The organism is Halomonas kalidii (genome assembly GCF_030010475.1).
GTDB lineage: Bacteria > Pseudomonadota > Gammaproteobacteria > Pseudomonadales > Halomonadaceae > Halomonas > Halomonas heilongjiangensis.
In genome coordinates this window covers 39114-52078 of sequence record NZ_JASCQN010000042.1, presented here as the reverse complement: position 1 = coordinate 52078, position 12965 = coordinate 39114, and the positions used below count along the sequence as shown (strand labels likewise).

General features: G+C 68.3%; 11 protein-coding genes. 10 read left to right on the top strand and 1 reads right to left on the bottom strand.

Annotation, left to right across the window (positions count from 1 at the left end; genetic code table 11):
* Positions 1–14 precede the first annotated feature (14 nt).
* Positions 15–572 (bottom strand): DJ-1/PfpI family protein, encoded by a 558-nt coding sequence (locus QLQ85_RS13930; protein ID WP_282739554.1) that lies wholly within the window; start codon positions 570–572, stop codon positions 15–17.
* Between the two features lie 187 nt (positions 573–759).
* Between QLQ85_RS13930 and QLQ85_RS13925 the strand changes: the two genes are divergently transcribed.
* The 10 genes from QLQ85_RS13925 to QLQ85_RS13880 all read left to right on the top strand — a co-directional run bounded on the left by QLQ85_RS13925 (position 760) and on the right by QLQ85_RS13880 (position 12893).
* Entirely contained in the window at positions 760–1473 is a 714-nt protein-coding gene (locus QLQ85_RS13925; RefSeq protein ID WP_282739553.1) for a hypothetical protein, read from the top strand.
* 115 nt (positions 1474–1588) lie between these two features.
* The gene (locus QLQ85_RS13920) at positions 1589–2515 is read left to right on the top strand and encodes a lysine exporter LysO family protein (RefSeq protein ID WP_282739552.1); all 927 of its coding nucleotides are present in this window, start codon (positions 1589–1591) and stop codon (positions 2513–2515) included.
* A gap of 192 nt (positions 2516–2707) precedes the next feature.
* The gene (locus tag QLQ85_RS13915; protein ID WP_282739551.1) at positions 2708–4009 is read left to right on the top strand and encodes an ABC transporter substrate-binding protein; all 1302 of its coding nucleotides are present in this window, start codon (positions 2708–2710) and stop codon (positions 4007–4009) included.
* Between the two features lie 15 nt (positions 4010–4024).
* The gene (locus QLQ85_RS13910) at positions 4025–4990 is read left to right on the top strand and encodes a carbohydrate ABC transporter permease (RefSeq protein WP_282739550.1); all 966 of its coding nucleotides are present in this window, start codon (positions 4025–4027) and stop codon (positions 4988–4990) included.
* Between the two features lies 1 nt (position 4991).
* Positions 4992–5834, top strand: coding sequence for a carbohydrate ABC transporter permease (locus QLQ85_RS13905; protein ID WP_282739549.1), 843 nt, complete (start codon positions 4992–4994; stop codon positions 5832–5834).
* Positions 5835–5862: 28 nt separating this feature from the next.
* Entirely contained in the window at positions 5863–7494 is a 1632-nt protein-coding gene (locus tag QLQ85_RS13900) for an alpha-glucosidase family protein (protein WP_282739548.1), read from the top strand.
* Positions 7495–7551: 57 nt separating this feature from the next.
* A complete protein-coding gene (locus QLQ85_RS13895) occupies positions 7552–8658 on the top strand; it encodes an ABC transporter ATP-binding protein (protein WP_282739547.1) in 1107 nt (368 codons plus the stop codon).
* 49 nt (positions 8659–8707) lie between these two features.
* The gene (locus QLQ85_RS13890; RefSeq protein WP_282739546.1) at positions 8708–9994 is read left to right on the top strand and encodes an ABC transporter substrate-binding protein; all 1287 of its coding nucleotides are present in this window, start codon (positions 8708–8710) and stop codon (positions 9992–9994) included.
* A gap of 76 nt (positions 9995–10070) precedes the next feature.
* Entirely contained in the window at positions 10071–11720 is a 1650-nt protein-coding gene (locus QLQ85_RS13885) for an alpha-amylase family glycosyl hydrolase (protein WP_282739545.1), read from the top strand.
* Between the two features lie 120 nt (positions 11721–11840).
* A complete protein-coding gene (locus tag QLQ85_RS13880) occupies positions 11841–12893 on the top strand; it encodes a LacI family DNA-binding transcriptional regulator (protein ID WP_282739544.1) in 1053 nt (350 codons plus the stop codon).
* Positions 12894–12965: the final 72 nt, after the last annotated feature.

The window sequence follows — 12965 nt, the reverse complement described above, 5'->3', positions numbered from 1 at the left end:
CGCCAGCGTCCACCCTACAGCAGCGCATTGAACTGCATGAGCCAGGCCGGATGCGCCGGCCAGGCGGGCGCCGTGACCAGCTTGCCGCTCGATACGGCCTGATCGACCTCGATCTCGGCATAGTCGCCGCCGGCCAGGCGGACTTCCGGCGCGCAGGCCGGGTAGGCCGAGACCCGGCGCCCCTCCAGCGACACCGCCGCCGCCAGCAGCTGAGCGCCGTGACAGATCGCGGCGACCGGCTTTTCATGCTCGAAGAAGTAACGGACCATCTCCAGCACCCGCTCGTCGAGGCGCAGGTACTCCGGGGCCCGCCCGCCGGGGATCACCAGGCCATCGTAGCCGGCCACCTCGACCTCGGCGAAGGTGGCGTTGAGGGTGAAGTCGTGCCCCGGCTTCTCGGTGTAGGTCTGGTCCCCCTCGAAGTCGTGGATGGCCGTGCGGATCCGGTCCCCCTCGCGCTTCTCCGGGCAGACGGCATCGACCTCGTGCCCCATCGCCTGCAACGCCTGGAAGGGCACCATGATCTCGTAGTCCTCGACGAAGTCACCGGCAATCAGCAAGAGTCGGGCCATGGGAAAGCTCCTTCGTGAAGGGTCGTGACGGAACTGTCGCGACCTGCAGGCAAAAGCGTAGCAGCCCGTCGATCACCCCGCCCGAGCGTGCAACAACCGTGTAGCGGGGAACCGGAACCGGGCGTCGCGGTTCTCAGCCCTGTTGCTCAAACCATCCTTGCCATGCCCTGCCACGGGGAGACCCGCCATGCCCCACCCCTCGCGCCTTCTTTGCCCATTGCTGCTCCTGCTGCTGACCCTGGCCCCGGCGGCTGCCTTGCCCGGGGCGCACGCGGCGGCTCCCGGCAGGAAGGCGGCGGGACTCGAGCACAGCGCGGTGCCCCGCCCCTTCACCGCCAACTACCGGCTGGAGGTGCGTGGCTGGCCCGATGCCACCATCGAGCATCGCTTGACCCGTGAAGACGACCATTGGCAGAGCCGCATGAGCGCCGCCATCACCGTGGCCAGGGGCAGGGAGCGCAGCCGCTTCATCGTCGAGCCACAGGGGGTGCGCTCGGTGCACTACGCCAGCGGCTACTCGCTGCTGGGCCTCGGCGACGACTACCGGCTCACCGGCGAGGCCCTGGCCGAGCGTCCCGACCGCCAGACCGCCCTGTTCGAGCTGTCGCGTCGCGCCCTCACCGGCGACTGCCAGGACGCCGCCTGCCGGCTCGACTACCAGGACCACCGCGGCCGCGAGGAGCGGCTCGACTACCGCGTGCTCGACCGCGAGACGATCGCCCTGCCCGCCGGCGACTTCGAGGCCGTCAGGGTCGAGGCCATCGACCCCGAGAAGCCCGAACGCCGGCTGCTGTTCAGCTTCCACCCCGGGTTCCCCGGGCTACTGCTGGCAGTGGAATACCACCGCGACGGCCAGCGCCAGAGCCGCCTGTCGCTGACCGAACTGGCGCGGCCCGATTGACATTCGTGTCGCTGATGCCCCATTCGGGAAAAGCCGTTCCCCTCTCCCGCGGGATTCTCTAGAGTAACGGGCCTCACGGCCGCCGTCGGCGGCCCTTGCAGAGAAGGGAATCTCGATGCTGTCCGGCCTGCTGATCGTGCTGTTGCCACTGGTGCTGGGCTATCTGGTACCGGTGCACCATGCCGGGACCCTGGCCCTGATCAATCGCGGGGTGAACGCCTCGGTCTATGTGATCCTGCTGCTGATGGGGGTGGGCCTTGCCGGGCTCGAGGACCTCGCCAGCCAGCTCTCGCGCATGGGCGGTCAGGCCCTGCAGTTGTTCGCCGTCATCAGCGCCCTGAACCTGGCCGGGCTGTGGTGGCTCTCCCGACGGCTCGGCCTGCGCGCAGACCCGTCACGGGTGGTGCCCGGGGCCCCCACCAGCAAGCTGGCCGCCATGACCGGCTCGCTCGCGCTGGTGGGCGCGGTGGTGCTGGGCGTGCTGCTGGGCCTGGTCGGTGGCAACCTGACCGGCGAGGCTCTCTTCGCCGGGGCCGAGACCCTCGCCGAGTGGGTGCTCTATGCCCTGCTGGCGCTGATCGGCTGCCAGTTGCGCAACTCCGGCATGCCCCTGCGCCAGATCCTGCTCAACCGCTTCGGCCTGGCCATCGCCATGGTGCTGGCCGTGACCTCGCTCGCCGGCGGCCTGCTGGCCGCCCCTCTGCTTGGCCTGACCTGGAACGAGGGGCTGGCCATGGCCGCCGGCTTCGGCTGGTACTCGCTGTCGGGCATCCTGATCGGCGACCGGCTCGGGCCCCTGCTCGGCGGCGTGGCCTTCTTCAACGACCTGACCCGGGAGCTGCTCGCCTTCGTGCTGATCCCGCTGGTGATCCGCCGCCATGCGGCACTCGCCATCGGCTACGGTGGCGCCACCTCCATGGACTTCACCCTGCCGGTGATCCAGCAGCACGGCGGTGTGGCCTGCGTGCCCATCGCCGTGGTCAGCGGCTTCATCCTATCGCTGCTCTCGCCGCCGCTGATCCTGTTCCTGCTCTCCCTATGATGGGAGCCATCAACCGCCGGACCCTCTGCTCGTAGCTCGTAGCTCGTAGCTCGTAGCTCGTTAGCCCAAAGTCTAGGTTGAACTCCGCCACCTGAAACGGCTAACTGAGCGCCTACGATCTTAATCGTTTAAGAAACGACTGACTGCCACCTGCCAGCGATGTCATAACAACAAGCCGACGAGGAAGCCACCATGCTCAAGAAGACACTGATCGCCGCCATCTCCATGGCCACATCCACCCTGGCCGCTACCGGCCAGGCCCAGGCCGCCGAGTTGACCATCTCCTGCGGTGCCGTGGGCGCCGAGCTGACCCTCTGCCAGGAGGGCGTTGCCGCCTGGGAGGAGCAGACCGGCCACGAGGTGGACATCGTTTCCACCCCCAACTCCTCCACCGAGCGCCTGTCGCTCTACCAACAGATCCTCTCCGCCAACTCCAGCGACATCGACGTGCTGCAGATCGACGTGGTGTGGCCGGGCCTGCTCGCCAACCACCTGCTCGATCTCAACGAGACGCTGGGCGGGGACGCCGCCGAGGGCCACTTTCCGGCCATCGTCGAGAACAACACCGTCGACGGCCGCCTGGTCGCCATGCCCTGGTTCACCGATGCCGGCGTGCTCTACTACCGCAAGGATCTCCTCGAGGAGTACGGCCATGAACCGCCTGAGACCTGGCAGGAACTCACCGAGATCGCCCGCGAGATCCAGGCCGCCGAGCGCGAGGCCGGCAACGACGGAATGTGGGGCTATGTGTTCCAGGGCCGCGCCTACGAGGGCCTGACCTGCAACGCCCTGGAGTGGGTGGCCAGCCACGGCGGCGGCACCATCGTCGATGGCGAGGGCAACCTCACGATCAATAACGAGCAGGCCGCCGCGGCCCTGGACCTGGCCGCCACCTGGATCGGCGACATCACCCCCGAGGGCGCGCTCAACTACACCGAGGAGGAGGCCCGCGGCCTGTTCCAGAGCGGCAACGCGGTGTTCATGCGCAACTGGCCCTACGCCTGGTCACTGGCCCAGAGCGAGGAGAGCGAGGTGCGCGACCGGGTGGGCGTGGTCAAGCTGCCCCACGGCCCCGAGAGCGACAGCGCCGCGGTTCCGGGCGGCGAAATCCAGAGCGCGGCCACCCTGGGCGGCTGGAACCTGGCGGTCTCCAAGTACAGCGAGAATCGCGAGCTGGCCGCCGAGCTGGTGGCCTTCCTGACCGGCGAGGCGGAGCAGAAGCGCCGCGCCATCGAGGGCTCCTACAACCCGACCCTGGAGCGCCTCTACGAGGACGAAGAGGTGCTGGCGGCGGTGCCCTTCTTCGGCACCCTCTACGACACCTTTGCCAACGCCGTGGCGCGTCCCTCGGCGGTGACCGGCGAGAGCTACGGCCGCGTCTCCAACGCCTTCTTCGACACCACCCACGGCGTGCTGTCCGGCGACACGCCCGCCGCCGACGCCCTGGCCCAGCTGGAAGGTCAGTTGCGTCGCCTCGAACGTCGCTGGAAATAACCCCCGGAGCCCGACATGACCACCACCACGACCCAGAGCGCGCCCAAGAGGGCGCGCCCCTATCGCAGCACCAAGGTGCGCCGGCAACGGGTGCGCGCCGCCTGGACCTTCCTGGCACCGATGCTCGTCGCGCTGGCCCTGGTGGCCGGCTGGCCACTACTGCGCACCTTCTACTTCAGCCTGACCGACGGCACCCTCTCGGCGCTGGGCGACGCCAGCTTCATCGGCCTGGAGAACTACCTGGTCTACGATGACGGCGCCTGGTACGGCCTGCTCACCGACCCGCTATGGTGGCGCTCGGTGTGGAACACGGTGTTCTTCGCCGTGGTGTCGGTGTCGCTGGAGGTGGTCTTCGGCGTCATCGTCGCACTGATCCTCAACGCCGAGTTCCGGGGCCGCATGCTGGTGCGCGCCGCGGTGCTGATCCCCTGGGCGATTCCCACCATCGTCTCGGCCAAGATGTGGGCCTGGATGCTCAACGACCAGTTCGGGATCATCAACCACCTGTTGATGGCGCTGGGCATCATCGACTCGCCCATCGCCTGGACCGCCAGCGCCACCTACTCCATGTGGGCGGTGATCATGGTCGACGTCTGGAAGACCATCCCCTTCGTCGCCCTGCTCGCCCTGGCCGCGCTGCAGATGCTGCCCAAGGACTGCTACGAAGCCGCCGAGGTCGACGGCATCCACCCGGTCCGGGTGTTCTTCAAGGTGACCCTGCCACTGATCACCCCGGCGCTGATGGTCGCGGTGATCTTCCGCCTGCTCGACGCCCTGAGGGTGTTCGACGTCATCTACGTGCTGACCTCCAACGCCTCCAGCACCATGACCATGTCGATCTACGCCCGCCAGCAGCTCGTCGAGTTCCAGGACGTGGGCTATGGCAGCGCCGCCTCGACCCTGCTGTTCCTGATCATCGCGCTGGCCACGGTGGCCTACCTCTACCTCGGCCGCAAGCAACTGCAACTGGGAGGCGACTGACATGACCGCACGCCGACTCAACAAGCTCGCCACCCGTATCGGCTTCTGGGTGCTGGTGGCCGTGGTGCTGCTCTACGCCGTCTTCCCCTTCTACTACGCCGTGATCACCTCGCTGAAGCCCTCCAGCGAACTGTTCAGCGTGAGCTACTGGCTGGATTCGCTGGACTTCTCCAACTACGTGGCGATCTTCAGCCAGGGCAGCTTCGTGCGCGCCATCTTTAACTCCATCCTGGTCTCGATCAGCGTGGTGGCCATCGCCCTGCTGCTGGGCATCACCGCCTCCTATGCCCTGGGCCGGGTACGCTTCCGCGGCCGCACCACGGTGATGCTGGTGATCCTCGGCGTCTCCATGTTCCCCCAGGTGGCGGTGCTCTCCGGCCTGTTCGAGGTGATCCGCGGGCTCGGCCTGTACAACAACCCGGCGGGCCTGATCCTGAGCTACACCATCTTCACCCTGCCCTTCACCGTCTGGGTGCTGACCACCTTCATGAAGCAGTTGCCCATGGAGCTCGAGGAGGCGGCGATCATGGACGGCGCCACCCCCTGGATCACCATCACCAAGGTGTTCCTGCCGCTGATGTGGCCGGCCATGGCGACGACCGGGCTGCTGGCCTTCATCGCCGCCTGGAACGAATTCCTGTTCGCCCTGACCTTCACCCTCTCCGACGACCAGCGCACCGTGCCGGTGGCCATCGCCCTGATCTCCGGCGGCAGCCAGCACGAGCTGCCCTGGGGGCCGATCATGGCCGCCTCGGTCACCGTCACCGTGCCCCTGGTGGTGCTGGTGATGATCTTCCAGAAGCGCATCGTCTCCGGCCTCACCGCCGGCGCGGTCAAGGGCTGACCCTCTCATGTCATCGATGGAAACCGAGATGCAAGACAACCCCCTCTGGTGGCGCGGCGGCGTCATCTACCAGATCTACCCGCGCAGCTTCCTGGACGCCAACGGCGACGGGATCGGCGATCTGGCCGGTATCACCGAAAAGCTCGACTACGTGGCGAGCCTGGGCGTGGACGGTATCTGGCTATCGCCCTTCTTCACCTCGCCGATGCTCGACTTCGGCTACGACGTCAGCGACTACCGCGACGTGGACCCGATGTTCGGCACCCTGGACGACTTCAAGGCGCTGCTGGTCCACGCCCACGCGCTGGGACTCAAGGTGATGATCGACCAGGTGATCAGCCACTCTTCTGATCAGCACCCCTGGTTCCAGGAGAGCCGCGCCGACCGCACCAACGCCCGCGCCGACTGGTACGTCTGGGCCGACCCCAGGCCGGACGGCACACCGCCCAACAACTGGCTGTCGATCTTCGGCGGCTCGGCCTGGACCTTCGACTCCCGGCGCCGCCAGTACTACCTGCACAACTTCCTGACCAGCCAGCCGGATCTCAATTTCCACACCCCGGAAGTGCGACAGGCACAGTTGGACAATATGCGCTTCTGGCTGGAGCTCGGCGTCGACGGCTTCCGCCTGGACACCGTCAACTTCTACTTCCACGACGCCGAGCTGCGCGACAACCCGCCGGTGCCGGCGGGCGAGGCCAAGACCCTGGGCGCCCCGGACGCCAACCCCTACACCTGGCAGCGTCATGTCCACGACATCAGCCGCCCGGAGAACCTCGACTTCCTGCGCGAGCTGCGCGCGCTGATGGACGAGTTCCCCGGCACCACCACGGTGGGCGAGATCGGCGACGACAATCCGCTGGCGCGCATGGCCGAGTACACCGCCGGCGGCGACAAGCTGCACATGGCCTACACCTTCGACCTGCTCAACACGCCCCACTCGGCGGCCTATATCCGCGAGGTGCTGGAACGCTTCCAGCGCCTGGCCGGCGATGCCTGGCCGTGCTGGGCGCTCTCCAACCACGACGTGGTGAGAAGCGCCACTCGCTGGGGCGCGGACGAGGACCCGCTCGCCTACCCCAAGGTCGCCCTGGCCATGCTCTTCTCGTTGCGCGGCAGCGTCTGCCTCTACCAGGGCGAGGAGCTGGGCCTGCCCGAGGCCGAGGTGCCCTTCGAGCGCATCCAGGACCCCTACGGCAAGGTGCTGTGGCCGGAATTCAAGGGCCGCGACGGCTGTCGCACGCCCATGCCCTGGGAAAACGCCGCGCATGGCGGCTTCACCGCCCCTAGCGTTACGCCCTGGCTGCCGGTGGAGCCACGTCAGCTGCCGCTCTCCGTCGCCGAACAGCAGGACGACGCGGACTCGGTACTCAGCGCCACCCGCCGTCAGCTCGCCTTCCGCAACGCCCACCCGGCGCTGTTCGATGGCGACCTCTCGCTGGTCGACGTCGGCGCGGAGCTTCTCGGTTTCGTCCGCGAGACGGCCGACGAGAGGATCCTCTGCGTCTTCAACCTCACCGGCGAGGCCCAGCAGACCCGCCTGCCGCCGACAATCGACAGGGCCCTGGACGGGCACGGCTTCACCCACGAGCGCGATGGCGAGACCCTGCGCCTGCCGCCCTACCAGGCCGCCTACTTCGCCGTTAAGCCACACTCATGACAACACCGCCGGCCCGCGGCGAGGAAACCCACCTCCGGGCCGGCAAGGAGACACCCCATGGCAAGCGTCAAACTCGACAAGGTCAACAAGGTCTTCGGCAGCACCCATATCATCAAGGACGTCGACCTGGAGATCGGCGACGGCGAGTTCGTGGTCTTCGTCGGCCCCTCGGGGTGCGGCAAGTCGACCCTGCTGCGGCTGATCGCCGGGCTCGAGTCGATCAGCGACGGCGAGCTCTCCATCGGCCAGACCGTGGTCAACGAGCTGCCGCCCCGCGAGCGCGGCGTGGGCATGGTCTTTCAGTCCTATGCCCTCTACCCCCACATGACGGTCTACGAGAACATGGCCTTCGGCCTCAAGCTGGCCAAGGAAAGCAACGAGACCATCGACGAGCGGGTGATGGCCACCGCGCGCATCCTCCAGCTCGAGGAGCTGCTGCACCGCAAGCCCAAGGCGCTCTCCGGCGGCCAGCGCCAGCGGGTGGCCATGGGCCGTGCCATGGCCCGCGAGCCGCGCATCCTGCTGTTCGACGAGCCGCTCTCCAACCTCGATGCCTCGCTGCGCGTGCAGATGCGCAACGAGATCGCCCGCCTGCACCACCGCCTGGGCTCCACCATGGTCTATGTCACCCACGACCAGGTCGAGGCCATGACACTGGCCGACAAGATCGTGGTGCTCAACGCCGGCCGGGTCGAGCAGGTGGGCTCGCCCCAGGAGCTCTACCAGCGCCCGCTCACCAGGTTCGTCGCCGGCTTTATCGGCTCGCCGACCATGAACTTCCTGCCGGCTGAGCTGGTGGCCGGCACCGCCGAGGGCTGCCGGGTGACCACCAACGGCATCGGCGAACTGCGCCTGCCCCAGGATCCCGGCCGCCACGGCGCCGGCGATGCCCTGACCCTGGGCGTGCGCCCCGAGCACCTGGGCCTGGCGCCGGCCTCCGGCGACAACGGCTTCGAGATCGTCAACGTCGAGTATCTCGGCAACGAGGTCTACGTCTACCTGGAGCCCAAGGACGGCGACACCCTGCTGATCCATCGCAGCGAGGCCCCCAGTCAGTGGCGGGTCGGCCAGAAGGTGGCCCTGGTGCCGGACCCGGCGCACGTGCACCTGTTCGACGACGAGAACCGCGCCCTGGTGGCCAAACGGGCCCGCTCGGTGGCCTGAAGACGGTCCCGGCCCCATCCTCACAACGACAACACGAGGTTTCCTGCCCATGACTGCCCTTCCTCGCCTTGCTCCGGCACGCCGCCTGCTGCTCGGCAGCCTGCTGCTCGGCGGCTCGACCCTGGCCGCCCAGCAAGCCCTGGCGGCGGATATTTCCATCGCCTGCGGCGCCGGCGATGCCGCCGACTACTGCCCGATCGCCGCCCGCCAGTGGGCCGAGAAGACCGGCCACGAGGTCAACATCGTCTCCACCCCCAACGACACCACCGAGAAGCTCTCCCTCTACCAGCAGCTGCTGGGCAGCCAGTCCAACGACATCGACGTGATCATGGTCGACATCGTCTGGCCGGGCCTGCTCGCCGACCACCTGGTGGACCTCTCCGATCACCTCCCCGAGGACGCCACCGCGGGCTTCTTCCCGGCCCTGGTGGAGAACAACACCGTCGACGGCCGACTGGTGGCCATGCCCTGGTTCACCGACGCCGGTCTGCTCTACTATCGTCGGGACCTGCTGGAGAAATACGGTCATGAGGTCCCCGAGACCTGGCAGGAGCTGACCGAAGCCGCCCAGGCGGTCCAGGCCGCCGAGCGCGAGGCAGGCAACGACGACTTCTGGGGCTACACCTTCCAGGGCCGCGCCTACGAGGGGCTGACCTGCAACGCGCTGGAGTGGGTGGCCAGCCACGGCGGCGGCACCCTCGTCGATGCCGAGGGCAACCTCACCATCAACAACGCGCGCGCCGCCGAGGCCCTGGACCTGGCCGCCTCCTGGATCGGCACCATCACCCCGGAGGGGGCGCTGAACCACACCGAGGAAGAGACCCGCGGCATCTTCCAGTCCGGCAATGCGCTGTTCCTGCGCAACTGGCCCTACGTCTGGTCGCTGGCCGACGCCGAGGGCAGCAAGGTGGCCGGCAAGGTCGGCATGGCACCGCTGCCCCACGGCCCCGAGGGCGAGCCGGCGGCCACCCTGGGCGGCTGGAACTGGGCCGTGTCGCGCTACTCCGAGCACCCGGAGATCGCCGCCGACCTGGTCGCCTTCATCACCTCCGAGGCGCAACAGAAGGCCCATGCCATCCAGATGGGCATGAATCCCACCATCGAGGCGCTCTACCAGGACGAGGAGGTACTGGCCAGCAACCCCTCCATGAGCGACCTCTACGAGACCCTGACCAACGGTGTGCCGCGTCCCGCCACGGTCACCGCGACCGACTACCCGCGGGTCTCCAACGCCTTCTTCAACCGCGTGCACGAGGTGCTCTCCGGCAATCAGGACGGCGCCGCTGCCGTGCAGCAGCTCGAGGGCGAGCTGCGTCGCCTCAGCCGCCGCTGGTAATCCGGCCCCTTACCCTCTCCGCTAGACCCTGACTCACGGAGGGCCGCCAGGCCCTCCACGATACCTCGAGGCTTCCATGACCCTGTCCCAACAACGCCCGCACGACCGGCACGACTGGTGGCGCGGCGCCACCCTCTACCAGATCTACCCACGCAGCTTCATGGACGCCAATGGTGACGGCATCGGCGACCTCGCCGGCATCACCGGGAAGCTCGATCATGTGGCGAGCCTGGGCGTCGACGCCATCTGGCTGTCGCCCTTCTTCACCTCGCCGATGAAGGACTTCGGCTACGATGTCGCCGACTACTGCGACGTCGATCCGATGTTCGGCACCCTCGACGACTTCCGCGTCCTGGTCGATCGCGCCCACGACCTGGGCCTGCGGGTGATCATCGACCAGGTACTCTCCCACAGCTCCGATGCGCACCCCTGGTTCCAGGAGAGCCGCCGGGATCGCACCAATCCCAGGGCCGACTGGTACGTCTGGGCCGATCCCAGGCCCGACGGCACGCCCCCCAACAACTGGATGGCCGCCTTCGGCGGCCGAGCCTGGACCTTCGACGCCCGGCGCCGCCAGTACTACCTGCACAACTTCCTGTCCAGCCAGCCGGACCTCGACTTCCACCACCCCGAGGTGCAGCAGGCCCAGCTCGACAACCTGCGCTTCTGGCTGGAGCTCGGCGTCGACGGCTTCCGCTTCGACGTGGTCAACTACTACTTCCATGATCCGGCCTTGACCGACAACCCGCCGATGCCCCGCGAGCGGGTCCAGCCCGGCAATCCCCAGAGCTACCAGTTCCAGCGCCACAATATCGAGCAGCCCGAGAACCTCGCCTACCTGGAGCGTATCCGCGCCCTGCTCGACGAATACCCGGGCGCCACCAGCGTGGGCGAGATCGCCGGCAACGACCAGTTGCCGACCATGGCCGCCTACACCCAGGGTGAGTCGCGACTGCATATGGCCTACACCTTCGACCTGCTGGACTCCACCGGCGATGCCGGCGAGCTGCACGCCGTGCTGGCGCGCTTTGCCGAGCTGGGCGAGGACGCCTGGCCCTGCTGGGCGCTCTCCAACCACGACGTCGAACGCAGCGCCACCAGTTGGGGCGAGGAACGTGCCCTGCTGGCGCTGACCGTGCTCTGTTCGCTGCGCGGCAGCCTGTGCCTCTACCAGGGCGAGGAGCTGGGCCTGCCCGAGGCGGAACTGGCCTACGAGGATCTCCGGGACCCCTTCGGCATCAACCTCTGGCCGGAGGTCAAGGGCCGCGACGGCTGTCGCACGCCCATGGTCTGGGAGGATGCGCCGAATGGCGGCTTCTGCCCGGACGGCAGCACGCCCTGGCTGCCGGTCGACCCGCGTCACCGGCCGCTGGCCGTGGCGCGCCAGGAGGCCGACCCCGGCAGCCTGCTGAGCCGGGTACGCCGGCTGCTGAAGCTGCGTGCCGACAGCGATATCCTGCGCCAGGGCAAGCAGCAGTTGCTGGCTCCGGCCGAGCTCCCGGCCGACGTCTTCGGGGTGGTACGCCAGTCGGGCAATCAACATCTGTTGTGCCTGGCCCATCTCGGTCGCGGGGGGGCCGCCGCGGCACGGGTGCGGCTCGACGCCCTGGTGCCCGCTGCCGACGGCTGGTCGAGCCTGGCCCTGCCGGGCATGGCCGCCCCCCAGTTGGAGGGCCGCGAACTGGGCCTCGAACCCGGGCAGGCGGCGTGGTTGGCGATCACCTGAGACGGCACCCCTCGGCGGCCTCCCCGAAAGGTCGTCGAGCCTGGTGTCGCGCATCACGGTGCGCTATGCTAGGCTGCTAACTAAATCGTTAAAGATACCCGCCCGGAGCCGAGTCACCCTGTGCCCCCCCCACGCCGCACCACCCTCAAGGACCTGGCCCGCGAGCTCGGCGTCTCCACGGCGACCGTCTCCAACGCCTTCAACCGGCCCGATCAGCTCTCGCCCAGGCTACGCGAGCGCATCCTCGGCGAAGCCAAGCGGCTGGGCTACCGCGGCCCCGACGCCAAGGCACGCAGCCTGCGCACCGGACGCTCGCGGATCATCGCGGTGATCCTCGCCGAGAGCCTCACCTACAGCATCAACGATGCCGTGGCCAGCGAGCTGTTGTCCGGTATCGCGGAGGTACTGGATGCCCATGGCCATACCCTGCTGCTGCTCTCGGGTCGCCAGCACATCTCTCAGGCGCCCGGCTCGTCGAGCATCGCCGACGGCTTCATCGCCTACGGCCTGATGCCACCAAGCCTGATGGTCTCTGCGGACCTGCCCGCCCAGCGACCGCTGGTGGCCGTGGACTTCAGCCCCGCCGGCTATCCCACCGTGCATATCGATAATGAGCCTTCAAGCTACCGCGTCGCCCGCCATGCCCTGAGCACTCCGGCACGCCGAGTGGCAATCGTCAGCCTGCGGCTCACCGAGGCCCCCTGCAACGGCCGCATCACCGCGGAGCATGAGCTGCTGCCGGCCGAACGCTCCATCACCCGCTCGCGTCTCGCCGGCTTCTACCAGGCCCTGGAGGAGCGGGGCTTGGCGCCCGAGGACGTGCCGATGTGGAATATCGAGGAGAACACCTACGAGGTGTGTGCCCCGGTGCTCGAGGAGATCCTCGACCTGCCCGACGCCGAGCGCCCCGACCTGCTGCTGTGCATGTCCGACCGCATCGCCCTCACCGCCCTCACCCTGGCCGAGCAGCGCGGCCTGCGCGTTCCCGAGGACCTGCGCCTGACCGGCTTCGACGGCATCGCCGAGGGCCAGTACCGCGCCCCGCGGCTGACCACGGTGCGCCAGGACAGCGTCGAGAAGGGGCGCATGGCCGCTCGCATGATCCTCGGCCTGGCGCCCTCCGAATCGACCCTGCTGCACACCGAACTGGTGATCGGCGAGACCTGCCCCTGAGCCGAGCGGCAGGTTCGCTTGCCAGCGCTTGCACCTTGCTTGCACAGTGCATGACCAATGGCTGCATCGCGC